This is a genomic window from Shewanella sp. Shew256 (genome assembly GCF_002196695.1).
Lineage (GTDB): Bacteria > Pseudomonadota > Gammaproteobacteria > Enterobacterales > Shewanellaceae > Shewanella > Shewanella mangrovisoli.
Map to the genome: position 1 here is coordinate 30991 of NZ_NAJR01000021.1, position 25161 is coordinate 56151.

The window sequence follows — 25161 nt, forward strand, 5'->3', positions numbered from 1 at the left end:
TTGCCAATTATTGTTTTAAACCAATGACTTCATATTGTCCTTTTACCTGTAACTGAACGGCAATAGGCTTATCTGTCTTGTTTTTCCAATACCAACCATGCGACCCCGCGAAAGGTGCAGTAAAGCTCCCTTTCATTTCGTTTGATGTCGCTATGGTGTAACTCTCAAAATAGCCAGTGGTATCTCCCTCAGGTTCACCATGTAGGTCAAAATACAAAGCATCGCCATCGGTCATCCATTCGTAGGTCATTTTGGCATACTGTGGCATGGCAAATTTATATTCGACACCGCGACCCGCCGGAACCACCACTTCAATGGTTTGAAACTCCGTATTACTTGCTTGGGCTCCCGTCACCGCAACAGCACCATCCGCTTCAGCGGCCTGTGCAATTGAGGTTAATCCCAGTTTTTGACCTACGCCTGTAGGATCGATGTTGTACTCGGCTGGCAGAATAAAAGTGACCAGCGCAATGGCCGCCACTACCGTTGCCGATACGCTCGCTTTGACCAAGGTTTTTGTACTTACAGTGTGTTGCATAATCTTCTCTTATAATCGTTTAGTTGACGAAATAGCCTGTGAGCTGATAACCCATCAGCATCACCCCTACACTCATCAGAGCGGTGTTAGTCAGCGTTGAAAATCGTTGAAATGAAGGGAAATGACGCCAGGCATTTATCACAATCAAGATGATGGCCAGCGCAGCAAATTGTCCGATCTCCACCCCAATATTGAATGCTAATAAATTGGTAAATAGGCCTTCCTGTGACAACTGAAACTCCTGTAATTTGGTTGCCAGTCCAAAGCCATGGAACAAACCAAAGACCAACACTGCTATTTTGGTATTGGGTTGCCAATTAAAGCAGCGCTTAAATCCCCCCAAGTTATCAAAACCTTTATAGATCACTGATAAGCCAATAATCGCATCGATAAGATAGGCGTTAACTTGCAAATCGGTCATTACACCAAGCAATAATGTGGTGCTGTGACCTAGGGTAAACATGGTCACATACAACAGCACATCTTTGCTGCGGTACAAAAAGAAGATCACACCCACGAGAAACAATAAGTGGTCGTAGCCCGTGATCATGTGCTTCGCCCCAATGTACAAAAAGGGGATAAATTGCACGCCTTGGTTTTGTTCTAAAAAGGCGCGAGTATTGTCGTCCACCCCATGGGCCATGACATCAATACTCACCAAACCTAATAATCCAACCATCAGCAACAAGCTGATGTTTAATAGCTTATTTGGCATCCGCAATCTCCATTACTTCTACTTCAGTCAAAATCGACTCCTTTTCTTTATGTAAAATGCGATATAACGCTGGAATAACAAACAGCGTTAACAGGGTTGATGAAATAATTCCCCCAATCACAACCGTTGCCAGCGGACGTTGGACTTCTGAACCGATACCGGTATTGAGTGCCATTGGAATAAACCCGAGTGATGCCACTAAAGCCGTGGTTAACACTGGACGAAGCCTTGTTAGTGCCCCCTCAAAAATTGCCCTATCGAGTCCCATACCTTCTTTACGTAATTCGCGAATAAATGACACCATGACAAGACCATTTAAAATCGCGATACCAGAGAGGGCGATAAAGCCCACTGCGGCTGAGATAGAAAAGGGAATGTCCCGTAACAATAATGCGGCAATTCCGCCCGTCAGGGCTAAGGGGACGCCAGTAAAGATAATCATCGCATCCTTGAAGGAGCTAAGGGCGAGGATCAATAAACCGACAATCATCAACAGGGTCACAGGCACAACAATACTCAAGCGTTGCGATGCCGATTGTAATTTTTGATAGGTGCCTCCGTACTCCACCCAGTAACCTGCGGGAATATCCACTCTTTCCCCGATAACGTTTTGAATATCAGCGACAAAGCTACCTAAATCCCGTCCACGTACGTTGGCGGTGACCACCATGCGACGTTTCCCATTTTCACGGTTAATCTGGTTAGCACCAGAAACCAATTCCAAGGACGCTAATTCCTGAAGTGGGATGCTATGCCCGTCGGGTAAGGAAATCGGTAAATAACGTAAGCCGTCCAGATTTTGCCTACGTGATTCACCCAGACGTACAACAATGTCTGAGCGAATATCTCCTTCATAGAATTTACTCGCCACAGTGCCGCCCATTGCGGTTGCCACTTGAGACTGCAACTCGGACATACTTAAGCCATGTTGCATCAGCTGTTGACGTTTCGGAATGATATTCAGCATAGGCAAACCTGTTGTCTGCTCCACTTGCACATCGGCAATGCCATCGACCTGAGCGATAGCTGCCTCGATTTGTGCACCAAGCGAAGTGAGCGTATCGAAATCATCACCAAACACCTTAATTGCAAGCTCCGCCCGGACCCCTGCAAGCAGCTCATTAAAGCGCATTTGAATAGGCTGTAAGAACTCATAGCGGTTGCCAGGGATAGGTTCCACCATCGCCGCCAACTCTTCTACAATTTGCTCCTTCGATTTATTGGGATTTGGCCACTGCTCACGAGGTTTTAGGATAATAAAGTTATCAGCCACACTCGGAGGCACTGCATCGGTCGCCACATCCGCAGTACCAATTTTGGCAAATACCCTTTCAACTTCAGGCATTTGCTTAATTTTATCTTCTAGAGTTTCTTGCAGGGCAATCGCCTGACTCAGTGAGGTGCCAGGAATACGTAGGGCATGCATTGCAATATCCCCCTCATCCAAATTAGGGGCAAATTCACTGCCTAATTTCGTCGCTTGGTAACCAAAAACGGCGACCAACAACGTGGCAGCAATCACCACGACCCAGCGACCTTGAATTACCCAGTTTAACGCAGGGCGATACAAGGCGCCTGCACCACGGATAAGCGGGCTATGCTTCTCCTTCACTGGTTTCTTAAACAGCAAGGCAATGGTTGCTGGCACAAAAGTCACCGACAGCAACATGGCACTTAACAACGCAATCACTACCGTAATCGCCATCGGGTGGAACATTTTGCCTTCTACACCTTCTAGTGCAAAAATCGGCAAATACACGGCGGTAATGATAAATACACCAAATAGTGCGGGGCGAATGACCTCTCGGGTAGCTTCAAACACGAGCTCTAGACGTTCTTTTAACGGTAAAGGATCGTCTCCTGCCTGACTTAACCGTCTCAAGCAGTTTTCAACAATAATGATCGCGCCATCGACTAACAAACCAAAGTCCAGAGCGCCTAAACTCATCAGGTTCGCGCTAACGCGGGTTTGTACCATGCCGGTAATCGTCATTAACATAGCAAAGGGGATCACCAGTGCAGTTAAAAATGCAGCCCTAAAATTCCCAAGCAGTACAAACAACACCACAATGACCAGTAGTGCGCCTTCTAATAGATTGGTCTGCACCGTTTGTAGGGTTTTATCCACTAACTTAGTGCGATCATAAACCGCTGTGGCGACAATCCCTTCCGGCAGGGTCGCGTTGATTTCTTTGAGTTTCTCACCTACAGCATGGGCAACGGTGCGGCTATTCTCACCAATCAACATAAACACGGTACTCATGACCACTTCGCGGCCATTTTGAGTCGCAGCACCGTTGCGTAGCCCCTGACCATTTTCAATATCGGCCACATCTTTAATGGTCAGCGCACTGCCTTGCGTTGATTTGAGTGGGATATTGCCAATGGCCACAATGTCTTCGGCTTGGCCTGGCATTCTCAGTAACCACTGAGCACCGTTTTGCTCAATAAAACCTGCGCCTTGGTTCTGATTATTCTTGGCTATGGCATCGACAACATCGGCTTGGGTTAAACCAAAGGCGAGCAGTTTTTCCGGTTTGAAAGCGACCAAAATCTCACGCTCAAAGCCGCCGATAGGGTTAACTTCAACCACCCCTGGCACACGCATGAGCTGCGGCCTAATTGTCCAATCATGTACCGTGCGTAAATCCATTGGCGTGATAGGCGTTCCATCGGCATGGGTAGCATCTGGCAATGCATCCACGGTAAACATAAAGATTTCACCTAAGCCAGTCGCAATAGGGCCAAGCTGTGGTTCAAGCCCAAGCGGCAGCTCGGAACGTGCCGCCGATAAACGCTCATTGACTAACTGACGGGCAAAATAGACATCCGTCTCATCACTGAAAATGGCCACCACCTGTGATAAGCCATAGCGCGATACCGAGCGGGTGTAGGTTAACCCAGGCAAGCCTGCTAATGCGGTTTCCAAAGGGAAGGTCACACGCTGCTCGATTTCAAGTGGCGTGTATCCCGGCGCTTCGGTATTAATCATCACCTGCACATTGGTGATATCCGGTACGGCGTCGATGGGTAATTTAGTGAAGTTCCAAATTCCTAAACCGGCCACGGCCAATACCATCACCAATACGAGGAATTTGCGCTTTATCGAAAAGCGTAAAATCGATTCCAACATGACTCGGACTCCTAGTGATCGTGTGATGCGCCAGACTTTTCAATGTCGGCTTTTAAGATGTAGCTATTATCGGTCACGTATTCAGTACCAGGCTTTAAGCCACCAAGCACTTCGACCCACTCACCGTCTTGACGGCCAAGCTCCAGCATACGGACTTCGTACTGCTCTCCGACCTTAGCAAAGACGACGGTAAAATCACGAAACCCTTGTAATCCGACTCTTTTAACCGCCAATGGCACCTCAATGGTTGCGACTTCAATACTGGCATTTACAAAACTGCCCGCAGTCAAAACCCTGTTAGGATCGGCAAGTTTGACCCACGCAATACGGGCTTGATCGTCACGAACCTCTGGTTCAATAAAGCTAATGGAACCTTGATAGGTTTCCTCCACACCCTCGACGTTGATAGTGACAGGTGCACCTAAGATGACACTTTGATAATCAATGGGGTACACAGCAAGCTTAGCGATATAGTGACTGTTATCGGTCAGTGTCAACAACTGACGCCCTAGGGTTTGTTCTCCATTGTTGGCGAACAATGCTGACACCACGCCATCGGACGGCGCTTTAATTTGATAGGGTTTTAAGCTCTCATTACTTTCTACAGTCAAAAGGGTTTGCCCCTTTTTCACCCTGTCACCCAGTCCAACATGTAACTGGGTAATTTCGCCGTCAAAACGTGCCGCAATTGCACGTTGCGTCCCGACGGGTAGCGCCAATGTGCCATAGGCTGGGATGGTTTGATGCAATGTGGCAGGGCCTGCAAAACCAGTGTGAATCTCCATCGCACTGGCAACAGCCTGCTCGATAGTGGTACGGCCTTCAAAGTTGTCATACTGCCAACGGTATGTTTTACCTTGGTATTTCGCCTCAATGGTGACGATAAACGAATGGGGTTCATAGATCTCCATATCACCACGGAGAAAATCACCCTGCGCATTAAAGCGAATGTCATCCACCACATTGCCTAAACGGGTCAATTTCACACTCAAATCGACGGTCTTAGGATCGAGCGGTTTCCCCTCAAAGCTCGTCCAAACACGGAACTCAGGGGGAACGCCCGTTTCAAAAATGGCGAGCTCTAGTGCAAAATCGCCCTCACGCAGCATACGTCCACGATGCGGCCCTTTTTCGGGTTCAGCTTGCTCGGCAACGGGCGCTGAGGATGCCATTAAAGGTGTTGAAGCGACGGCATTAATACCCAGACTGAGCAGTATCGCCAAACTCAATGACGAAAAGGTGTTGTTATTCTTCATAGGTAATCTCACTGAGAAATGGATGTGCCTGTTAGGCGTTGAATTTCAATGTGTTGTAAATGCAAACTTTCAAAGGCATCCAGCAACTGATATTGAGCACTGAGTAATTCCCGATACACGTCATTGTATTGGTTGTAGCTGAGCAGACCTTTATCAAAGGCATTGCTTGCCTCAGACAGAGCTTTTTCAAGGGTTGGCACTATGTCACTGCGCACTGTATCGATAACATGTGCAGAATGTGCCATTTCCTGTAACAGCACATACAACTGGGCATCCTGAGCCTGCATTAATGCGTTTTGCTCATTGGCGAGTACATCTTGCTGTGCTTGTAAGGCGGCTATGGTTCCCGCATTACGGTCACTTGAACCCCAAGGGATAGAAATACCCGCGACTAAGCCAAAATCATCACTCGCCTCATAGCGCCTCACGCCAGCGGTCACTTGCCACTGCGGCTTAGCTTCTATTCGTGCGAGCTCCATTTGCGATTGAGCAATGCGTTGCGCAGTCGCAAACTGTTGAAAACGAGGATGCTTTTTTAACAAGTTAAGCTGACTGTCAACTGATGGCACAGCAGGCATATCAAGCAGATTGCCGTTGAAACGATAGGATGCCTTAGGCTTTCCCCACTGTGATGCCAATTGATATTGGCTGGCTTTGAGTTCATGCTCGATATCTTCGACGGCCAAGCCACGACGGATAAGCTCAGCCTTTGCCAACTGTGTTTCAACCGCAGAACTCTTTCCCGCTTGCACACGTTTAGCAACGGTTTTGACAACCTCTTTTGCCTGCTTTTCTGCTATCAGATTGAGCTTGAGGCGTTCTTGCTTCACTAACAAATCAATAAAATGTTTAGCCACCTGTGAAGACAAATCCAAGGCTTTGATTTGTTTTTCTATCTCTAATTGAGTGGCCTCTGTTTTAGCCGTGTTAACACGACTATCAATCAAATCTTGTTGCAGTAACCATGAAAAACTGAGCGTAGATTGCATACTTTTCAGAGCACTGTGTTCACCAGTACCCAGGGCATCCTCAATCATCAAACCTATTTCAGGCCGCTCACCGACACTTGCCTGCTGTATTCGCCCTTCCATCACGCGCTGCTGCGAGTTGAAAATCTGTAATTCTGGGTGTTGCTGAAGTGTCAAAGTCACAGCATCGGCTAAGGTGAGTGTTTGTGGCGCTTCATTCGATACCGCAACGGCAGGGAATACTAAACACATTCCTAGCACAATGGCGGAAAACCGATAGCTAATCGGTTTTTTAGTTCTGACGTTAAAAAGCAAGTCTCTCATTCCCAATCCTTAATTAATGGGTGAAGAAGGTTTCGATAATGTGGTGAAGGCTATCGACAGTTGAAGCGGTTAAAAGTGGGACGATGGCTAAGAATAACAACGTTAAACTGATCGCCAATCGGGAAGACGTTAACCTAGGTTGAATCAGTCGCTGTACTCGAACACTGGTTTGATCGTTACCGAAATAACTTGTCTGTAAACCATCACAACCAAGAGTTACGCTTCGCTGCATTCGAGCTACATTTATCAAGGCTTGAGCGACATCTAGATTGTCATGCTCAGTGGTCACAGCATGATCTGCAAGCTGTTCAGTCAACAGGGTAAAATGTCCGATTAAATTGCGTTTGGCCGCTTTCGGATAAAAACCAGCAAATGCAGCAAAGATGACTTTAAATAAAGGGTCTCGAGCCACGACATGCGCCATTTCATGTCGAACAATAATATCGAGTTGCTGTTCTGTAACCTTTTCTTGCAATCCTGTGGTCAGGTAAATCTTAGGGGACACTAGACCTGTGGTGAAGGCCGCAGGAATTGCTTGTGCTAACGAATAATAGCGCTGCTGAGTTATAGTCACCTGAGGTTGGAACTCTGATAATCCAATCAGAGATGCCATTGTTGATGATTGCTTTTTACGTACATAAATGGTCGAGATCATCGACCATATCAAATAACCGAAGGCCGACAACAAGGTAAAAGCATGCCAACTGCTGAAGCTAAAGATGTCGACGTGATGCCAATGAGCGAATTCATTTAACCAAGCAGTAGAAAACAACTCTTGCTGCCTTGGCCAGAAAAAGGCAGCACAGCTTATGGCTACCCACCAAGGTACAGTAACCAAAGCCCATAGGATAACTTTACGTAACCTAAAAGTAAGATGCTCGAATCTTGGCAAAGTTAATCGTAGGGCGATCGAGATGCACGCAACACTGATAGCAAATGCCAGCACTGCAACACTCAATAAATTTAGTGCTATCGCTAAATCGCCAACAAACATAACCCTAATTATCCTTTCCGAAGTTTACGTTGTTCTTCAATTAAATGTTCTAGCATATCGAGTTGGGCATCATTCAGATTAGCTGATGCGGAACTAAATGCCGCAATGAGACTATGCTCACCTTCTTCGACAAAGTCGCTAGTGATATTGGTAATAAGTGTAGCGATCAACGCTTCTCGGTCGACTTTTGCCCTGTAAAAATAGGCATGTCCTTGCTTGGTTCGACTCAGCAATCCTTTTTTAAATAAGCGTTCTAAAGTGCTCTGAATGGTATTAAGAGAGTTCCCTCTAGAGACACCAAGCACAGCATGTACTTGCTTTGCATCAGCTTCAGATTCTGTCCACAGATGCTGCAAAACCTGTTTTTCTAGTTCACCTAACTGCATAACACTTTTCTCTTTCCATAATGAACGATATAATGACAGAACAAAAACCGATAGGCAATCGGTTTTTGTCTATTCAAGGAGAGGACACTATGGGCTGGTTAATTACGAAGTATCTGATCACAGCTGCTATAGTCGTCGCCGCTTCTGAGCTTGCTAAGCGCAGCGATAAACTAGGAGCGCTCATCGTCGCGCTACCATTAGTCACTATTTTGGCAATGATTTGGCTCTATGTTGAAAAACAGCCAATGGAGAAAATAGCAAACCACGCGTGGTACACATTTTGGTATGTTGTACCGACTTTGCCTATGTTTTTGATCTTTCCCTCTTTATTGCAGCGCTTTGATTTTTGGCCATCCTTACTCATTGGTGTAGTGATAACCGTACTTTGCTTTGGGCTGTTTGCACTGCTCGTAAAATTATTTGGGATAAATTTAATCTGAAAGCACAGTATTCTTAATGAGAGGGGCACTCTTTCAGATTACTAAAATTTGGTCAATCAACGATTATTTATTATGACTTTTTGAAGGCGGCTAAATCGCTTTGGGGCAATTTCGATTTAGAAATGGCAGCGTAACTATGCGATCGCTGCCATTTTAGTATCAAACTTATTGCTCCCCCCACAGTTACAGCTGAACAATTCACAGATAGAGAGTCATTAAAGGCCGCTAAAAAATTTGCGCAAGATCTAGGGAAGGATTTAAGAAGATAGGTCGCTAGTAACGAATGCTGGATACTCAGCTAAGCAATTTTTCAATACCCATTTTGATTCACTGGTGGCTAGATTAGCAATACAACCAATACTATTTAGAGCAATTGTCAGTTTGCAAAGGCTTAATAGTCATTTGTAGTAAAGTTACATTTTTCACTTAAGTTATTTTGCGGCTGCTCCTATTTGTCAGACTATGGGTACATTTTATGTCGACGTATGGTTACATCATTTAGCTAAGTAATTGTTTCTGTATATGCTGCTATGTCATAGTTTGGTTTCAGCGACATCTAATGTTTCCATTTGCTTGGCACGGCGTAAGCGCAATACATAGGTTTTCACTGTGTCACTAGCACTATTGAAGTTGAACATCTCACGTAACATTGTTTAGTCCCGAGCAAAAGATTTCCAAATGTAATTCTGGGGAAGACATTAACACCAAATGATAATTCCCAATATAACCGATGCCAAAATAATTCAATTTAGACCATCATGCAAACTAGGGGGAAGGAATAAGCAAGAGCACGGAGTACACCTGATAATTCCGTTAAACTCTGACGCGCTTATTCTGGCGTTTCCTTGGATATAACTTGTTTAACTCGCTTCACCGTCGAGGTGCTATTGAGTGTTAATCTGGCGATTTTCTCTTGAGTGAGATTGCCTGCCTCCAACAGATCAATCACATATTGATACTGCTTGCGCCATTCCTCGCCACCGACTTTGATGGTTCCCTTGGGGCGCCCAAAACTGCTGCCGCTTTGAATCGTCTGGCGAATCCCTTTACGCACAGCATCTAATCGCTTGGGTTCGTAACGCCAACGCCCTGAGGCAATAAAGCGCTCGTCCTTATCGAAGGGGGCTAAGTCATTGGCTACGCGTGTGAATGCGGCCTTAAGCTGCTTCAATGCTGACGCATCGAGGCTCAGATATTCTTGATGCTTTCCTATCTCTCTCTTTGATAGCCGGTATCGATACAATACATACTGCTCGAGAAAACCGCCGTTAGGGATTAACCGCAATATTTTGGCGGAGATGTCCCGGTTAAAGTGGGCTTTCATCTCGGATTTAACTTCAGCTAATCTTACGTCTACCTCACGACGTGTCCGGCCAACCTTGTAAAAGACTTCACCATTGTTATGGGTTAACTCGAATAGATAGGTGGTAGCCATCATCAGCTGCTGTTGGCGCCATGCTTCGATTTCAAGGTAGGCGCGGTGAGCATCCTCGTTATCGACTAACCGAGTTTTCCACTTGATGCGGGATTTAAGTTCGTTACGAAACCATGTGGCGAATTTGGACAGCGAGAGTTGGCCGGTGATGATTAACGCGGCGTCTGTCAGTCGATACTTGCCCGTGTAACTGTCGGTATCAATGAGGTTGTGCTTTAACAGCTCACGCACATGCTTAGGTTCATACCAAAATACCTCCCCAGGATGTTTTTCCGCGTAATTCTGTAAGACATTAACAATGAAATCGGGCATCAAGAGATGAAAGTGATCCCAGCCTGGTATCTGCGGCAATCCTTGAAGCGATTGGTGGCAAGTCTCACCATCGTGGCGAAAGTGATGCACCTTAAAATTCCCTTTTGCGGCGATAAGCGGCACCTGACAGAAGGGGCAGGTTAAGTCAGATTTACCGCGTTTAACCGCATCGATACCGATTAACTCTCCGTCTGCGGCTTTACCTATGGTTAGAAAGGCATTGGAAGGCATACTTAATTGACCTAGTAGAATCCTATTTAAATATAGCTCAAATAAGTATGGTGTCCAATCCTTCTCAATTCAGTAAACAATATCATTTACAGCGGTCTAATTGCGCTGAAGATTAAAGAGGATTATTGTGAGGTATCAACATTCTTTGGAGAGAGCGCAAGATGGATGAACTAAAAGAGCAAGAAAGGGCTTGGGCGCTGTTTCAAAAGTATAATTCTTCATCGGAAGTCGCCAAAGAAATGGGATGCACAGTAAGTGACGTTTTTCGATTAATTCAACCTGCTCATAATAGAATGAGAAGAGAAGTGAATGAGATGGCTGCCGAATTAACGAAAGATAATCGCCACCTCCGAAATTGCATCAAGCAAGGATGCAATGGAAAACTCCACCCCCCAACAGCTGGCCAACAACACTTTGTCTGCGACCTGTGCCAGACACACTTTCGATTAGATATCACCCAGAATACCACACCCGATCCACTTCAATAACCGAATCAAATCTTCAGTCATGGAATAGGTTTATTTATATCTTTTTCAATAACTTATGCTTGATTTGGCAAATATTTCCAAGATCACGGCGCCCCTAGGCTTATCTAAAATATCTCTTTCATTTTCTTGAATATGGCCATCACCACTCGATATGCACGAGTAACTATCTATCCAGGTACTCAGAGGGTGGGGGTGTACACCTATCTTTGTTAGTCAACAACATTGCATGATGGACTAAAAGAGATTACAGTAAGACAACAACAGAAATACTTTAAGGTGATGGCTTTGTGTATCATATCGGATAGCTATGAAGTGATCCAATCCTCATTGCAGGAGCTCAATCACCTGCTTGATTCGAATACCCCTGTCCGTGCCAGCGTGACACCTGTACCACCCGTAATGAAATCGGCTGAGAAAGTTCGCGAGCCGGTGACGGTGATTTCGGTACGCGAAACACTGGGGCTTGCAGCAGTAACGAAAGCCAAACTCGCTTATGGTGATTTACACATTCATCCTGATTACTCGCAGCGCTCAGCTCGTAGGACGCCTGGGGTGCTTTGGTACTCCACATCGCCGTTAGTCACTAACAAAGTTATGGATGTCATTGCCCGGATTAACTTGGCAAAAGCGGCCATCGAGAAGGAAATCACCACCAAGTACAGCGCCCGTGCAGACAGATTTGAGAAACTACGAGAGGTTTGCCCTGGTGTCATGGCGTTACATCTCTATCGCCAAATCCGATGCTTTGACGAACCCATGACCTCGGCGCGGCTCAGCTGGTTATGCAAGGATGTGGTGTCGAAGGTCGATAAAGACAAATTGCTTGAGCAACTGAACGCGGATATTCAGCGCCTTGGCGATGAATGCCCAAGTCAGCTATTGCTGTTAAAGCAGAACATCTTGAACACCCCCGAAGCGATGATTCGGGCGCGTCGGGATATTCAGCCGCAGCCCGTGGCCAATCTCATGATTAACGGGAAGGTGAAAACGGTTACCGCTACGATGCCGCTTATCGTATTGCAAAGTGAGCCGTTGGAGATCAAGCCGCTCACTACGTTTGATGCTTCAGTTAAGCGCGGTACTCGTGCCGATAAGCAAGCAGCTACGCCACTGGGCTCCTTTAATGGCTCCAGCTATGAAGCAAGGAATTAAAGACCGCAAACGGAGCGTGAACTCCTCAATTTTTGCGTAATTTTCATGACGTAATACAGTGCCTAAAGCAATTTAATTTGAAAGGTTTAAAAAGATGAACAGTTACGAAGAGCAGCTTAAGACAGTGTTTCGCTCTGCTCAGATGCACCTCTATCTCACCTGCGCAGAATCAGGCCGATTTGTGCCAGTTCAGCGCCGCAATGAGATTTTGATTAAACGGTTAAAGCCATTTGTCGATGACAAGGCCTGCCGTGAAATTAAGAGTCATGTTAAGCGTGTCATCCTACTTGGGCGCCAAGGGCAGGACATGGAAGCCTGCATTAATCAAATGTTATCGGTTATCAACAGCTCCAGCGTCAAATACGACAGGATGATTGCGCTGGCTGAATGGTTGGTCACTGCGATTGATGCTATCAAAGAGCCAATCCAATTCAGCACCAGTGAACAACCTGTGACAGTGGATCACAATGCCTGCGAGATACGTTTTAACCGAGTGCAGATTGAGAATTGCTTCAATGAAGATGGCCAACAAATAGCTCCGATGATGATTAACTATCGCTACACTTCAGAGGACAATTTAATTGCACTTAAGAAGGTGTTTAACTCAGATTATCAATTGATTGAATGTGTGGTTTTAACTAACAACACTGCAGACATTTTTATCATCGATAGCGCTCATTGGATGGATGCTCAATAGTGCAAAAATAGCTGAAAGGTAATCTCGCTATGATTCAATTATCCTCTCTCACCTTACATGATGTTGTACGCAACTTATCCGGCTTAGGCTTCTTTTGGGCGTTGTGGATGATATTCCCTTATCGACATAATCACGCAATACCTTTACTCCGGTCAGGCGCCGCTATCGCTTTTATGGCGGCTGGGTTGTATATGCTAAGTAATAAAGGGCTTGTTGAGTTTCACACCCCTGCTTTTCTGGCGCTTGCCACATTACTGGTCACAACTAAAATGGATAATACCAATACATTTCCGGCTATGGTTATTCAGAACGTGTTTCTTGGTAGCACGTTAATTTCGTTATTTATTTATGGCATTGGAACCGTAGTTATCACCTGCACTTCGGCGGCGATTTTCTTGTATATCCTCAACAAAGCAATGCCGGAAGACATTCACAATTAATATAGCGCGTGATATCGTCTTTCCATGTACAGCATTGGACGTAACTCATTGAGTCCCTACCAGAACACCTTAAGTCGGAAGATTGGTATTTTGTTCGCAATTTAGACACGGGCCGTAGGCATTGGTTTACACCGCTTGGCTATAAGTTGACGTTACTTGAATAAATCATAGAGTCATCGATACCGATACTTGCCTTTAGGTGGAGTTTGAGCCGCAATCTCCGATTTTCTTTTCACACTTAGATGGTCATTACACTTGGGGCAGTAGTTGATTAACGCACTGCCTTCAAAGTCCAACTGACAAAAAACGCAGCGATATATAGCGACTACGTTCAACCTGTCCATTTGGGCAATCTGCTCTTTAATCCGATCACGGGTGGTCTTGGTTTGTTCCAGAACTTGTTGCTGTTGCTGCTCCTGAACAGCTGGAGCCTTAGCCTGTTGATGCTCAAACCACGCATTGCGCCAGGGATTGTAAATCCAATGCTTGCCCTTAATGGACGTTTCAAGCCATTCGCGCAGTAGTGTTTGAGCTGATTTTAGTTTGTAAAACTCATTAAATATCTTTGAGAAAGGAATCAAATCAAGCCCTAGTACCGCCGTGTGCTGATCTCTTGATAGGTTGTTATATATCGGCGCTGGGCGACCAGGATGGCTAATGTATAGGCATAGCTTGCGACCTGAGACCGTAAAGATTAAGTCAAACATAATATCCTGCTCATAACTATCAGGCGTTATGTCCATGGGCTCCACCGTGATTGGCAAACTTTTGGTAATGACGTGCGTTTGGCCGTGATGGTCAATCTCGAGAGGTGGCATCATTAACAAGCCTGTCCCCTGTAGCAGCTGCTTCAGCATGTAGCGTACTGAGACATAAAACGAGTATTTGCAAGCTTCTATATCTTCCTTACTCGCACCTTTGGAGTCATGGGCAAAGTGGGACGCATTAACGTCACCCTGCCGTGCGATTAAGGCAATACCGCATGATGGGCAAGTACAATCACAGGATTTACCCCGCGTTGCGTCCTCTGCATCTATATACACGCCATCACTACGAAGGCCGAAGGGGATTAGATTCATAAGGTAAGCTACTTACAAATAACTTCTTCCGACATACAGATATGAACTATGACACCAAGACCTTAGGACGCTGTCCTGTTAAACGTTATTTGAAAAATGCGTTTCTCGGTTTTTGGAGCGCTCCATCGAGCCTAACCTAACAGCATTGCAAACTGCGCATAATAGTCCCCACTCTTTATAAATATCTAACGGGTAAAACGGTTGTTAGCGCCTGAATGGTTAGGGATATCTACATTGCAGAATAAGTTCAACAACTAACACTCCATCCCTAGAAATCCGAGAGTTTCACTGAGAACATGAGGTTACTTTGTTGGTTCAATTGCCTCCGTCCCCATGCTTTTCTGTTGTTGTAACCAGCGTGTCGGCGTCAAACCAAACTGACGCTCAAAAGCACGAGAAAAAGCAACGCCACCGCTGTATCCCACTTCTAACGCAATGAATTTAACTGGCTGACCCGCCAACAATAGCTGCTGTGCAAGTAATAAACGTGACTCAGTCACGTAGCCTAGCGGTGGCTGACCTATCACTTGATGAAAGCGAGCGGCAAACTGCGCCCTCGACATTCCTGCGAGCTTGGCTAATTCTGCAATGGTCCACGGCGTATCTGGGCTAGCATGGATAGCCTCGATAGCTTTGGCGAGTTTGGGATCCGTCATGGCCGCAAGTAAGCCCGACTCACACAAATTGTGTTCGACCATATGACGCAAAAGTAGCAGCAAGAGTAAATCCAACAAACTGGCGACAACGGCATTATGGGCATAGCGCTGGGAAAAGGCTTCATCAAAAAGTAAGTTGATGGTTGGTGCCAGCCCTTCAAGCTTGGTTAAGGGAATGATTAAGGCGTCAGGTAACGCACGAAATAGTGGAGAATCTCGAAAAGTTAAGCGAGCACAGACCAAATCACAACCGCTGAAATGCAGAGGCTGAAGTCTATGATGGCGACCGCGAGGGTAAACGATGAGTGTGGGTTCACTGATAGTTTGTACTGCGCTGCCGGTTTGATGTAGCCCCAATTCACCCCGGCGTAATAAGTGGAGCTGCCCACCATTCGCGTGCTCCTCACTCTCTGCACTTTGGCAAAGATTGCCCGAGATAAATAGGCTGGCTTTCGGCGCCGCATGTTGAATTAAGCTTGATAGTGCATCCATAAGATAAGACGTATTGTGTGTATTTGTGGATATTTAGTGATAATTCGTATTTTCCATTGTGTCAATATGCACAGCGTAAATTCACTGAAACACATAAATCACAAACATAAAGGAGCTTATCATGAGCCGTATTACTCCAGTATCAAACCCACAAGGTGAAGCTGCAGCAACCCTTAATGCCATTAAACAAAAAATTGGCATGGTGCCGAATCTGTATGCGACTGTCGCGCATTCATCAACGGTACTGAATGCTTACCTAGCATTCAGCGAAGCGCTAAACCAAGGTCGTTTGTCTGCTAAACAACGTGAACTGATTGCTCTGGCGGTTGGTCAGGCTAACGAATGCCAATATTGCCTGTCTGCTCATACCATGATTAGCCGCGGCGCAGGTCTTTCTGATGAGCAAATCATTACTGCGCGTCAGGGAACGGCAGAAAATACACTAGACAATGCTTTGGTGAAGCTGGCCGTAATCCTAGTAAAACAACGTGGCGTGATCACCGATGAACAGCTGTCTGACGCACGTACACATGGCGTTGATGAAGGTTTAGTATTTGAAGTATTAGCACAAGTGAGTGCCAATACTTTCACTAACTACGCCAACCATGTGGCTGATACCGACATCGACTTCCCAAAAGTGAATGTGCAGCTCTAAGCTGAGTTGGTTTGAAAATTAGAGAGCACCCAAGTGGTGCTCTTTTTCATTGTATGTGACTGATAAAAACAGCTTTCAATTTTTGGTTACACCCCTTCAAAATCAGGAGTTAATCCATTTGGGAAATGTTTTAGGCACACCAGTTAAAGTGCTGCGCTTTATTAACCAGTCGTTACTCTCAACCCCATGAAACACCCAAAAATAAGGCCAAATATCACTATTTGGCCTTAAGTTTATTTGCACTTAAGTTCATTCACTTAAGTTGAGTACTCGCTCAGTTAGGATTCTTAAGCTTTCTCTTTTAAGCCTATGCTATTCATCCAGTAATCGAAATCGACCATATTACCGGGCAGCACCACACGGCTAGACTTTTGGCTTAAACCATCGAGCTGCTTAAAGTACTGCTCACCGAGCTGCATCCGCAGTGCGTTGTGGCCGCCTGGCGCCGCAATCACCGCAGCTAAACGCTCAATCGATTCCGCAGTGGCTCGCGACAGGGTTAAAATCTCCTCCGCTTTACCTTCGGCCTCATTGATACGGCGCTGCATTTCACCTTCAGAGCGGTTAACGGTTTCCGCTTTAATACCTTCGGAGCGATTGATCTTACTCTGCTTATCACCCTCACTCTTTGCCAGCAATGCACGGCGCTCGCGCTCGGCACTTGCATTTCCATGGCGTTTTTCACTGTCTCGGGCGGCGTGATGTTTTAAGTTTTAAGCCTTCTTGAAGGATCGGTCCGATATTAACGCGGGATACACCCATTTCATCCTGAACTTGTCGAAGAGTTTTATTTTCCTTTTTAGCTATTGCCTTTTGGTATTCCAATAAAGAACTATCCTCTTTCCAAATTGGCTCAATAGCATCATAACCCTTGCTTTGGGCAACACCGTTTACCGCATATTCTTTATCATTTGCGATAAAAAACACGGCCTGTTCGTAGCAGCCAAGTTCTCCGCTTTCGACAGTAAACGGCCAACTTTCCCCATAACTACTTTGATGAATTTCTTTAGCGTTTAAAGTTGGGCTCAATGCAAGTAGTGAGATAATAATCGCTTTCTTCACAGTTCACTTCCCTGTTTTAAATTGTTTAACTTACTAATATTAAGTCAATAATTGTCAGGTTCATATAGAAATGCAGGTAGAATCAGACTACCGTCTTTCTGCCAACATCTTGGCCATCGCACTTTCCTTTGCCTTAATGTCTTTGCCGTACCGCAATACCATCATTGGGCTTTTCCAACGGCCGTTCTCTTGGATTTGGGCTATCGAATAGCCTGCGGCAAGTAAGTCCTGTGCGGCGCCAATCCTGGCACTATGCCCAGACCAAGCAGAATGAAGGTCGATTGCTAAGCTCTCGAATGCCCACAGAAATACTCGGTCCACTGTACGGGTGTTCATCGGCTTGGCTTGAACCGAGACTTTATTGCTCCGGCCAATCGGCTGAAACAAGTAGTCTTCCTTAGTCAGCCCAGCACCTTGGATGTACCGCTGAATCAATTTGAAGCCTAGCGGCGTAATGTTCACAACCTCTTCTTCACCCGAGTCATTGGTTTTGGTGTAAGGCACTGACAACACATAATCGCCTTCAAAGGTGGACTTGAGATGGCCTACTTTGATCCGAAGCAGCTCGGATTCACGAAGCAACGATTCATAGGCGATGTTCAGCAACGCCAAATTGCGCTTGTCTAATAACCTCTCACTCTCGCCATACGATTCTATGAGCATCTGCAGGTGATGAAGTCTAAAAGGCGTTGCCTGCTCTTGCGCTAAACCGCCTGACTCGAGCTTTACTATTCTGATTTCATTCTGCTTGTCTTGCACGGTCTTACTGCTCACAGGGGACAACAAACCACACTCCACATGGAAACTGTTAATCGCCCAAGCATATTGAGATAAGGTGGTGTACGACGACGCCTGGTGGTACTCAATAAATGTGGCCACTACCTCGGGGGTCGCAGGCAACGGGGTTAGGTTATTTGTAAGACACCAACTTTCAAACTTAGCCCACCGGCTCATTAGTGCTCGCCATGTATTAGCCCTGCGGGTACGGTGGCCATTATCAAGAAAGTGCTTGAGTTTTGCCTGAGTAATCTCCCGAATGCGGAGCTTGTCTGCATCGGTTAACTGAGCCAGAGGCTTTGACAATAGCGCCTGTAGCTCGTCAGTAGAGCGCTGATAGCTGTCTTTTAACGAATCGTTAAGCGTTGACGGAGGTTCGCCGTAGGACAGTGCAACGCTGTGATTATTCGTGGTTAATAAGCTCACCTAATGCCTCCCTGTCTGCTGAAAAAGCGGGGTGTTCGTCCTTGTAAAAACTCAGTAATTCATCAATCGCAGCATCCACGGATTTGGCGCCAATCGTATCCTTGAAAAGAACTAGCTTGTCGTATTGGGTCTTGCTGATCACAGGTCGAGTCGTTTTTTGAAGCCGCTCGATTTGAGAGATGCGCCGACGTACCAGCTTCCAACCTGAATCCGAGAAAATGGAATTAAGACAGACATTCAATGAATGCAGCGCGGTTTCCTGTGGTAACGGCTTGGATTTGGTGGGTTCGGTTTCTCGCATTAACTGACGGAATGTCACAGTGAGGGTCGGAGTGCCATTTAAGAACTGCGAAGTAAACCACTGGGTCTTCTCAATCTGGTTGAGTGTGTTAGCGATCATGCGCGTGAGCAAGTCACGAACCTGTGGACTCGCCGCTTCATCTGCCGCTAACAGTCTTAATGTGCGTCCTTTGGGTCGCGAACTGGCATCAGAGGGGAGGGCGTGATACGTCCAAGCTGGGCCTAAAGAGTCGGATTTGAGTGGGGCGGTAGTGTCATTCATTTTAGTATGGTGTCCCTACACTAATGATATTGAATTTAGTATAGAGACACGCACTAAATAAATCAAACAAGTTTCATTAGATTTCTGAGCTGCCAACCCATTGAGGTAATACACCGTAAAGTAGATACGCATTCCATGCTTGACCACCTGCCAATGCATCACAGTCCAGCGCTTCAAGGCTGTCATGAGTCCATCCTCCTTGCGGCGCAGGTACTATAGTTATTTGTGTGCCATCTAAGTCCTGAATTTGGAGATCACATTCAACAAGTGCCCCTGTCAAAAAATCTGGTTCATTCGGGCTTGATGGGCGGGTGATGATGCCAGAGACGATTTTTGATAGCTGTAGGCTCACCACCTTCCAGACCAGTGGATTGCTTTGCAAGGCACTAACAATCTTATCCAGCATAGGGATGGCCCCTTGAAGAAGAGCTAATTCAACCGAGTTAATTGGTTCGAAGTCGCCAGACTTGATAGCCTCGATGTCCTCGACGTAGAAATTGGCACCATCCTCAATACCGTTACCTTGGCCAAGGTTAATGCCGTAGGTGAACACGATGGGGGCATGGTCGCTATCGGTCAGCACCTCGGCATTGACCATGACTGCGAGTTCCAGTTTAACCAGCGGGTTAGGCGTATCGACGTAAAAGCTGTATTCCTGATAGTAGCTATCCGCGTCGCCGTTGTCCTCTAGGAACGGCAGGGGAGCTAACAAACTGGTCGCTTGGTCAAGGTAAATACTAGGGCTAATTTGCATCTTATTTCTCTCAGTTATTAATGTAAGATCATCATTGCATAGGTTCAATTTCTGGCAAATTTTGAGTAAATTCTACAGGATTTTAATATTACAACCTTGCTTCAATCATGCCGTAACGGGCATTGCTTCACCGCTAAGGCCAAACCGTTTAATCCCCGCGCTAATGCTATACCTGCTCCATTGCTTGCCGTTTGTATCCCAGAAAGCGACGCAGCCGGAGGGTGAGCACTCTATAAACGCAATCTCGCATGGCTCGGCAAATGTGGCATCCTGACACGCACCAGCAAGCCTAGGGCGCACCCAATCCCCAACGCTAACGACATGATGCAGTTCTTGCATTGGGGGAGAATCGGTAAACGTCCTCACAACCGTTTGGAGCAATCTTGAGCGCTGCCTAGCTAAATCAATTTCATTTACGAGAAGCCTCTTTAACTGGCCACGCTGACTTAATATCCCGCCTGTAGCTGGGACGATTTGGCTAAATCTGCCAGCTGCTTGACCAGCTAACTCAGAAAAGGCCTTTTGATACCGTTTTGGTAGCATGAGGTATAGAGGGCATCGTAGTTCATGGATTGGATATGGCGCTGGGCTTTGCTAACTAGAACTTTGTTAGCGCCTAACATTGATACCCGTTCATCAGTCATAACCTGTTCGTAAGGCTCTATCAGTTCGGAAGCGTGGATCAATCCATACTTGGCACTTAGGAAAAATAGGTTGAACACCTGCGATAACTCTACCTGTGACCATTGCTTCACGATGCTCAGATACCCCGTGCCTTGGTACAAATCAAAAGCGAGGGCGCTGTGGGGCAGCTTCTTCTCACTACAGGGCAAAATTAGCGTCGGCTTCAACGAAACCAGCTCTTGCTGTAACGCATAGAATTGGCCTGCAACCGCTTGAGTAGTCCCCAATAATTCCATTAAAAATCACTCCCAAAATGATTCATACCAAAGTCATGGTCAATGTCGTGACCGCTATAGATGCCTGAATGAGTCAAGTCAGCTCCTAAAGGATTACCTGCCACATCCAAAGCGCCGTTCAGTGTAAGCAACCCTGTAGCTGGATTGATAAGATAATCATGGTAAGCGCCCGTTCTACGATTAAAACCAGCCGTATCATCATCAACATCATCACATCCATCTTGGTATTGAATAGCCACACATGGGATCGTACTTGGGATGATATTAAGCGGTGCTGCACGAGGAATTGCCGCTGGTAATGGGTTACCTTTGTTGAGCAAAACAATTAGGCCAGCGACGAACACAAACACACCTATAACCAAATATGCAGCAAACATTGTCACCTCTAACAACTGAATTTCTTATCTGAGTAAAGGATCTCACAAATGCAAAACGGCGCAAAAATTGAACTTTGCGCCGTCTGAATGGGAGGGATTAAGCAGCCATCAAAAGGTTTTGATAGTTATGCGTTAACGATAACGAATGGCCAAACATTTCAGTAACTTCCACGACATGAGATGCTGGAACCTCCATTTCAGCCGCCGCTTCTTCTGCGCTACGAACCCAGCCAAACAACTTACCAGCCACTACATTTAACTTGAGCGCCAACTTAGGGTTCATCTTAATATGCAGGTTACCGTTAAGGAACGCACGAACTGAGAACAGTACCTCGCTAGAGCCGTTAGATTGTATGTATCTAAAGTCGTGGGCTTTGTTGCTGGCCCATTTGAACTCATAAGCCTTTGGTGTGCCGCGTGTATCGAAACCAAGATTACCAGCGATGGTGACCAAATCAGTGATAAATTCGATTGCACGACAAGACAGACCGCATTGGTTGTAATAGCTGTTATAGTCGTAACCATTAACGATGCCGCCTACATTTTCCATTACACAGCGGTAGTCCAATTTGAAATGGGAGATGTGACCATTCTTGACCAGCTCACGATATCGCCATCCGTCGTATTTGAAGGTGCGTTGGTTCGAAACATAATTCACCACGTTTGCCGCTTGGCACATAGATAGGTAGAAATCCTTGAACTGATCATCTTGAAGAGCATCAGCATGTTTTATTGCCCATTGAGCTATCGCATAGGCGTTTTCGGCAGTGAAATCGACGCTTACATGACGCTCCAATAGCTCTAGTAACGCTTTGCGATTAGATGATGTCAGGCGAGAAGTCAGCGCATCAAATTTAGAGAATAATTCCTTCCAAAATAGACTCTTGAGGCTCTTGATTTTGAGCTTGAGACTTTCCAGAACCGAAGATTTAGATACTTCCAGTTCTCTCAGTAAATCAGGGTCAATTTCAGCGAGTGCGGAATAAGTACCCATTAGCTTGGCCATCTGGTGATCGTAAAGCGATTGCATAGCCTTAACCATGTCACCACCTGGCACCAATTCATTGAGCTTTTCCTTAGTGGAGTCAGACGGCCCTTGAAATTTTGCTGTGTAATCACTTTCAGCCAAATCTAGGTCAAAGTTAGCGTCAAAGAACGCTTTGAAGGGGTCTACCTTGCATTGACGATGGTTTTTATACCCTAAATTCACCCGAATAATGTCAACCGGCACTGAATGACGGGTTTCGCGATCACAATCATTTTGGAAATCGAATGTGCCAATGACCTCAGCTTCGGCTTCACGTACTTTAATCGCGTTTTCAATATCTCGACTGCCAGACCAACGCTGTGGCAATACCAGATAGCACACCTCGGCATTAGCCTCAGTGATGACGCGGGTTGCCCATTGCTCAAAGGCAGAATAAGGAGGGTTACAGAAAATGACGCCAACTGGCTTATCAACAAGGGTTTGTTGATTAAAGTCAGTGCCAATAACCAGCACTTTTTTATCGAGCTGGCTGCAATGGACTAGGCTCTTTTCAATGGCGTACAGGTTGTAAAATGGTGGGCTCATTTCGCCGCGACGATCTTCAAGTGGCATGTTAAGGGCGCTTAAAACTCGGCCATCTCCGGCGCCAATATCAAGCAAGGATGACTCTCTGTTGTAAGACTCTAAGAACTTAGACTCAACCAAGTCGCGTCGAACTACATCAATGATAAATGCTGCCGAAGGATACCACTCAAAATCCTGCTCTTCCGCCTTCAAGTGTCTTACACGTTGTGCGGTTGAAAAGTTTAACTCACCTTGTTCGGCTAACATGACGGAATGAGACATTTGGAACACCCTCTTAAGTTTCGATGTTCAAACTATCTCACGCTTTAAAAATCACGCAAATTTTGACATTAATATAGTGTCACCATACTAAATATTTATGGTTTAGTGTGTCCCACGCACTAATCAATCATGAAAAATCACGGTTAACGCCTGACAAACATACAAGGTCCGAGTCAAATGGGGTTATACTCGGCAAAACGAGCGCAAAATCATCCATCCCACCCAGTTTGATATAGTGACACCACACTAATGCATCATGGCACCAACGCCACACAAACCCTTCAGCATTGTTTAGTATAATGACATCACACTAATATGGTTTTCGGCTGGTGGGTGCTCGTGTCCGATAACTGTAATTATCGGACGCGAGTAAAAACAGACGGGCAGGGGCAAGCATTGACTCCGCGGGTGTACTGGAATCGATTGCTGAGCTTCAGATCCCACATCATGAAACAGAGAGCGCTTATTGTCTTTTAGCTGTATTGAAAAGACGAATCTAATAAAAAAGTAATAAATCAGTGACGGAACAGAAAAATGCTTAATTATAAGGAACATCGTCAAGAACTATTGACCGTAACTATTTATTTTGGCATCTTAGCACTGGGATTCAGCAACCATTTCCATGCCACGCGGACAAAAGCTGTAGTGTTAAATAACGTCTAATCATGCATACATGCATTGACTGACGTGAGTGGCGCGTCAGTTAAATCCAATTATTATGGAGTATGTATTCATGCATCAAAATATATTAAAAGTACGCAGAAAATTTCTTTCTCAAGCAATTAATTATACTGTCGGAGAAAAAATTGTTAGCGGCAGAGTTGCTGCTGATATTTACGCACAAATTCTTGGGTTTGATAATAATAACACCCTAAATTATTTGCTTGGTCAGAACGATTTTAGAGCTAGAATGCTGGTTGAAAATGATTGGAATTATAACAATCAAAGAGCATTCAAAGTTATATCACAGCATATTCCAAATTTAACTTCTAGCATGTTATACGCCATAGAACAAATGTCGAAGCCTTGGTATACAAATGATTTAGAATGGCGCCCTACGCTTATTTCACTATTGAAAGGCGTAGAACATGTTGAGTATTTACGCTTTCGAAATAAATATGACTTATGTGACGGTTTATCATATCTTTTCATTTATCTAGCAAGCGACCAAGCCTATAATAACAAAGCAAAAAATAGAATTTACATGATTTGCTGCCTACTTAGTGATCTTATTGAGTCTGGGAGAATATCAGCGATAAGATGGTCTGATATTGCTGCTCTATATAATGAAGAACATTTCGATTTAATGGTTGAGTGGGTATTACACTCACGCGAAAAACGTATTCGAGATATAGAGTTGTTAGAGCGATTTGAAAATTATGCGTTCAAAGATTTTTCGAATTTCAGCACAAATAGTATCGGAGTAGAACCGTTCCAAAATCTTTTCCGTGAATTAGGTGTTGATATTGATAATTTATGCTTACCACATTATTTAGAGATAGATTGGGTTTGAGTCGAAATTCGTATCACCTTGGCAAAGTATGACAGCAATGTATATTAATGGAGATGGGGATGATTTTGATGACCGATTTAAATTTCTAGTCCCAAATAAGGAGGATCTTGACTTTTCTGGACAACATTCATAGAGAATTGTAAACGTTTAGGGTTTGCATTTGTTTGAAGCGTCAATAGTGCAATTTAACCAACTGCAAAATTGGTTGAAAATTATCATACGAAGCTGAGTACGAGAAAAATTATGAAAAAATTTATAGAAGATACACTTTTGATGTTGCTAGGTGCTCTTATCACGATGCTGATCATAGGGCTAGGTGAGCTACCTACATTAAGTTCTGAAGAATCCCCTGATGATTTACAAATAAATCATCAAATTAGGGTGGAAGCGCATCTTGTTGCATGATCAAATGGTTTCTCCAAAAACTACACTTGGACAACAAGATGCGCGAAGCCAATATCCTACAACATTCTTTACACCAATACTGCCCAGAACTTCACCTAAAACGATTAAACAGCTTGATGCTGGCCTCTAAGGCACTGATT

At 45.2% G+C, this 25161-nt stretch carries 25 protein-coding genes and 1 pseudogene; 8 read left to right on the forward strand and 18 right to left on the reverse strand.

What is annotated here, in order from left to right; all coding sequences use genetic code 11:
- Positions 1-7: 7 nt before the first annotated feature.
- The 7 genes from B5P39_RS22580 to B5P39_RS22610 are packed head-to-tail and all read right to left on the reverse strand — an operon-like array spanning position 8 to position 8314.
- Complete coding sequence (locus B5P39_RS22580) at positions 8-538, reverse strand: hypothetical protein (protein ID WP_023266962.1); 531 nt, start codon at positions 536-538, stop codon at positions 8-10.
- Between the two features lie 19 nt (positions 539-557).
- Complete coding sequence (locus tag B5P39_RS22585) at positions 558-1253, reverse strand: HupE/UreJ family protein (RefSeq protein ID WP_023266963.1); 696 nt, start codon at positions 1251-1253, stop codon at positions 558-560.
- Positions 1243-4386 (reverse strand): efflux RND transporter permease subunit, encoded by a 3144-nt coding sequence (locus tag B5P39_RS22590; RefSeq protein ID WP_023266964.1) that lies wholly within the window; start codon positions 4384-4386, stop codon positions 1243-1245. The genes B5P39_RS22585 and B5P39_RS22590 overlap by 11 nt, the downstream gene beginning before the upstream one ends.
- Positions 4387-4397: 11 nt before the next feature.
- On the reverse strand, positions 4398-5642 hold the full coding sequence (locus B5P39_RS22595) for an efflux RND transporter periplasmic adaptor subunit (RefSeq protein ID WP_023266965.1): 1245 nt from the start codon (positions 5640-5642) through the stop codon (positions 4398-4400).
- A gap of 8 nt (positions 5643-5650) precedes the next feature.
- A complete protein-coding gene (locus B5P39_RS22600; protein ID WP_023266966.1) occupies positions 5651-6934 on the reverse strand; it encodes a TolC family protein in 1284 nt (427 codons plus the stop codon).
- A gap of 13 nt (positions 6935-6947) precedes the next feature.
- On the reverse strand, positions 6948-7928 hold the full coding sequence (locus B5P39_RS22605; protein ID WP_023266967.1) for a M56 family metallopeptidase: 981 nt from the start codon (positions 7926-7928) through the stop codon (positions 6948-6950).
- Between the two features lie 8 nt (positions 7929-7936).
- On the reverse strand, positions 7937-8314 hold the full coding sequence (locus B5P39_RS22610) for a BlaI/MecI/CopY family transcriptional regulator (protein ID WP_011711700.1): 378 nt from the start codon (positions 8312-8314) through the stop codon (positions 7937-7939).
- A gap of 89 nt (positions 8315-8403) precedes the next feature.
- Here B5P39_RS22610 and B5P39_RS22615 point away from each other — a divergent pair, with 89 nt between their 5' ends.
- Positions 8404-8754 carry a DUF3147 family protein gene (locus tag B5P39_RS22615; protein WP_037426010.1) on the forward strand — a complete coding sequence of 117 codons (351 nt, stop codon included), beginning with the start codon at positions 8404-8406 and terminating at the stop codon, positions 8752-8754.
- 829 nt (positions 8755-9583) lie between these two features.
- On the opposite strand, the gene B5P39_RS22620 is transcribed toward B5P39_RS22615, so the two are convergent.
- On the reverse strand, positions 9584-10732 hold the full coding sequence (locus tag B5P39_RS22620) for a GIY-YIG nuclease family protein (RefSeq protein ID WP_088213011.1): 1149 nt from the start codon (positions 10730-10732) through the stop codon (positions 9584-9586).
- 161 nt (positions 10733-10893) lie between these two features.
- On the opposite strand from B5P39_RS22620, the gene B5P39_RS22625 reads away from it, so the two are divergent.
- The 4 genes from B5P39_RS22625 to B5P39_RS22640 all read left to right on the forward strand — a co-directional run bounded on the left by B5P39_RS22625 (position 10894) and on the right by B5P39_RS22640 (position 13509).
- Complete coding sequence (locus B5P39_RS22625; protein WP_037426021.1) at positions 10894-11220, forward strand: hypothetical protein; 327 nt, start codon at positions 10894-10896, stop codon at positions 11218-11220.
- Positions 11221-11499: 279 nt separating this feature from the next.
- Positions 11500-12372, forward strand: a complete 873-nt coding sequence (locus B5P39_RS22630; protein ID WP_088213012.1) for a DNA replication terminus site-binding protein — start codon at positions 11500-11502, stop codon at positions 12370-12372.
- A gap of 94 nt (positions 12373-12466) precedes the next feature.
- The gene (locus B5P39_RS22635) at positions 12467-13069 is read left to right on the forward strand and encodes a DUF2913 family protein (RefSeq protein WP_088213013.1); all 603 of its coding nucleotides are present in this window, start codon (positions 12467-12469) and stop codon (positions 13067-13069) included.
- A gap of 29 nt (positions 13070-13098) precedes the next feature.
- The gene (locus B5P39_RS22640) at positions 13099-13509 is read left to right on the forward strand and encodes a hypothetical protein (RefSeq protein ID WP_088213014.1); all 411 of its coding nucleotides are present in this window, start codon (positions 13099-13101) and stop codon (positions 13507-13509) included.
- Positions 13510-13682: 173 nt separating this feature from the next.
- On the opposite strand, the gene B5P39_RS22645 is transcribed toward B5P39_RS22640, so the two are convergent.
- Together B5P39_RS22645 and B5P39_RS22650 are read right to left on the reverse strand one after the other, a co-directional pair.
- On the reverse strand, positions 13683-14588 hold the full coding sequence (locus tag B5P39_RS22645; RefSeq protein WP_088213015.1) for a DUF7828 domain-containing protein: 906 nt from the start codon (positions 14586-14588) through the stop codon (positions 13683-13685).
- Positions 14589-14890: 302 nt separating this feature from the next.
- A complete protein-coding gene (locus B5P39_RS22650) occupies positions 14891-15736 on the reverse strand; it encodes an AraC family transcriptional regulator (RefSeq protein WP_088213016.1) in 846 nt (281 codons plus the stop codon).
- Between the two features lie 121 nt (positions 15737-15857).
- On the opposite strand from B5P39_RS22650, the gene B5P39_RS22655 reads away from it, so the two are divergent.
- Positions 15858-16391, forward strand: coding sequence for a carboxymuconolactone decarboxylase family protein (locus B5P39_RS22655; RefSeq protein ID WP_061517360.1), 534 nt, complete (start codon positions 15858-15860; stop codon positions 16389-16391).
- A 287-nt stretch (positions 16392-16678) separates the two neighbouring features.
- On the opposite strand, the pseudogene B5P39_RS22660 reads toward B5P39_RS22655, so the two are convergent.
- The 8 genes and pseudogenes from B5P39_RS22660 to B5P39_RS22700 all read right to left on the reverse strand — a co-directional run.
- A pseudogene (locus B5P39_RS22660) lies at positions 16679-17097 on the reverse strand (SPFH domain-containing protein); the annotation flags it as partial.
- The gene (locus B5P39_RS22665) at positions 17073-17453 is read right to left on the reverse strand and encodes a DUF2511 domain-containing protein (protein ID WP_088213017.1); all 381 of its coding nucleotides are present in this window, start codon (positions 17451-17453) and stop codon (positions 17073-17075) included. The pseudogene B5P39_RS22660 and the gene B5P39_RS22665, both read right to left, overlap by 25 nt.
- An 87-nt stretch (positions 17454-17540) precedes the next feature.
- The gene (locus tag B5P39_RS22670; RefSeq protein ID WP_254915847.1) at positions 17541-18656 is read right to left on the reverse strand and encodes a tyrosine-type recombinase/integrase; all 1116 of its coding nucleotides are present in this window, start codon (positions 18654-18656) and stop codon (positions 17541-17543) included.
- On the reverse strand, positions 18634-19218 hold the full coding sequence (locus B5P39_RS22675; protein ID WP_088213018.1) for a hypothetical protein: 585 nt from the start codon (positions 19216-19218) through the stop codon (positions 18634-18636). The genes B5P39_RS22670 and B5P39_RS22675 overlap by 23 nt, the downstream gene beginning before the upstream one ends.
- 76 nt (positions 19219-19294) lie before the next feature.
- On the reverse strand, positions 19295-19972 hold the full coding sequence (locus tag B5P39_RS22680; protein ID WP_088213019.1) for a hypothetical protein: 678 nt from the start codon (positions 19970-19972) through the stop codon (positions 19295-19297).
- Positions 19973-20475: 503 nt separating this feature from the next.
- On the reverse strand, positions 20476-20892 hold the full coding sequence (locus tag B5P39_RS24795) for a DUF6884 domain-containing protein (protein ID WP_011918399.1): 417 nt from the start codon (positions 20890-20892) through the stop codon (positions 20476-20478).
- Entirely contained in the window at positions 20892-21269 is a 378-nt protein-coding gene (locus B5P39_RS22695; RefSeq protein ID WP_231137070.1) for a hypothetical protein, read from the reverse strand. Before B5P39_RS22695 ends, B5P39_RS24795 begins: the two co-directional genes overlap by 1 nt.
- A gap of 97 nt (positions 21270-21366) precedes the next feature.
- Positions 21367-23088 carry a DUF4942 domain-containing protein gene (locus tag B5P39_RS22700; protein ID WP_254915848.1) on the reverse strand — a complete coding sequence of 574 codons (1722 nt, stop codon included), beginning with the start codon at positions 23086-23088 and terminating at the stop codon, positions 21367-21369.
- Between the two features lie 748 nt (positions 23089-23836).
- Between B5P39_RS22700 and B5P39_RS22705 the strand changes: the two genes are divergently transcribed.
- Both B5P39_RS22705 and B5P39_RS24800 read left to right on the forward strand, forming a co-directional pair.
- Positions 23837-24616 (forward strand): hypothetical protein, encoded by a 780-nt coding sequence (locus B5P39_RS22705; protein ID WP_088213021.1) that lies wholly within the window; start codon positions 23837-23839, stop codon positions 24614-24616.
- A 243-nt stretch (positions 24617-24859) separates the two neighbouring features.
- Complete coding sequence (locus tag B5P39_RS24800; protein WP_176400023.1) at positions 24860-25021, forward strand: hypothetical protein; 162 nt, start codon at positions 24860-24862, stop codon at positions 25019-25021.
- Positions 25022-25161 lie beyond the last annotated feature (140 nt).

What these genes read in the sequence shown, in the direction of transcription:
- B5P39_RS22580 (WP_023266962.1), bottom strand. Translation starts at nt 538, where the DNA reads ATGCAACACACTGTAAGTACAAAAACCTTGGTCAAAGCGAGCGTATCG.
- B5P39_RS22585 (WP_023266963.1), bottom strand. Translation starts at nt 1,253, where the DNA reads ATGCCAAATAAGCTATTAAACATCAGCTTGTTGCTGATGGTTGGATTA.
- B5P39_RS22590 (WP_023266964.1), bottom strand. Translation starts at nt 4,386, where the DNA reads ATGTTGGAATCGATTTTACGCTTTTCGATAAAGCGCAAATTCCTCGTA.
- B5P39_RS22595 (WP_023266965.1), bottom strand. Translation starts at nt 5,642, where the DNA reads ATGAAGAATAACAACACCTTTTCGTCATTGAGTTTGGCGATACTGCTC.
- B5P39_RS22600 (WP_023266966.1), bottom strand. Translation starts at nt 6,934, where the DNA reads ATGAGAGACTTGCTTTTTAACGTCAGAACTAAAAAACCGATTAGCTAT.
- B5P39_RS22605 (WP_023266967.1), bottom strand. Translation starts at nt 7,928, where the DNA reads ATGTTTGTTGGCGATTTAGCGATAGCACTAAATTTATTGAGTGTTGCA.
- B5P39_RS22610 (WP_011711700.1), bottom strand. Translation starts at nt 8,314, where the DNA reads ATGCAGTTAGGTGAACTAGAAAAACAGGTTTTGCAGCATCTGTGGACA.
- B5P39_RS22615 (WP_037426010.1), top strand. Translation starts at nt 8,404, where the DNA reads ATGGGCTGGTTAATTACGAAGTATCTGATCACAGCTGCTATAGTCGTC.
- B5P39_RS22620 (WP_088213011.1), bottom strand. Translation starts at nt 10,732, where the DNA reads ATGCCTTCCAATGCCTTTCTAACCATAGGTAAAGCCGCAGACGGAGAG.
- B5P39_RS22625 (WP_037426021.1), top strand. Translation starts at nt 10,894, where the DNA reads ATGGATGAACTAAAAGAGCAAGAAAGGGCTTGGGCGCTGTTTCAAAAG.
- B5P39_RS22630 (WP_088213012.1), top strand. Translation starts at nt 11,500, where the DNA reads ATGGCTTTGTGTATCATATCGGATAGCTATGAAGTGATCCAATCCTCA.
- B5P39_RS22635 (WP_088213013.1), top strand. Translation starts at nt 12,467, where the DNA reads ATGAACAGTTACGAAGAGCAGCTTAAGACAGTGTTTCGCTCTGCTCAG.
- B5P39_RS22640 (WP_088213014.1), top strand. Translation starts at nt 13,099, where the DNA reads ATGATTCAATTATCCTCTCTCACCTTACATGATGTTGTACGCAACTTA.
- B5P39_RS22645 (WP_088213015.1), bottom strand. Translation starts at nt 14,588, where the DNA reads ATGAATCTAATCCCCTTCGGCCTTCGTAGTGATGGCGTGTATATAGAT.
- B5P39_RS22650 (WP_088213016.1), bottom strand. Translation starts at nt 15,736, where the DNA reads ATGGATGCACTATCAAGCTTAATTCAACATGCGGCGCCGAAAGCCAGC.
- B5P39_RS22655 (WP_061517360.1), top strand. Translation starts at nt 15,858, where the DNA reads ATGAGCCGTATTACTCCAGTATCAAACCCACAAGGTGAAGCTGCAGCA.
- B5P39_RS22675 (WP_088213018.1), bottom strand. Translation starts at nt 19,218, where the DNA reads ATGAATGACACTACCGCCCCACTCAAATCCGACTCTTTAGGCCCAGCT.
- B5P39_RS22680 (WP_088213019.1), bottom strand. Translation starts at nt 19,972, where the DNA reads ATGCAAATTAGCCCTAGTATTTACCTTGACCAAGCGACCAGTTTGTTA.
- B5P39_RS24795 (WP_011918399.1), bottom strand. Translation starts at nt 20,892, where the DNA reads ATGGAATTATTGGGGACTACTCAAGCGGTTGCAGGCCAATTCTATGCG.
- B5P39_RS22695 (WP_231137070.1), bottom strand. Translation starts at nt 21,269, where the DNA reads ATGTTTGCTGCATATTTGGTTATAGGTGTGTTTGTGTTCGTCGCTGGC.
- B5P39_RS22700 (WP_254915848.1), bottom strand. Translation starts at nt 23,088, where the DNA reads ATGTTAGCCGAACAAGGTGAGTTAAACTTTTCAACCGCACAACGTGTA.
- B5P39_RS22705 (WP_088213021.1), top strand. Translation starts at nt 23,837, where the DNA reads ATGCATCAAAATATATTAAAAGTACGCAGAAAATTTCTTTCTCAAGCA.
- B5P39_RS24800 (WP_176400023.1), top strand. Translation starts at nt 24,860, where the DNA reads ATGAAAAAATTTATAGAAGATACACTTTTGATGTTGCTAGGTGCTCTT.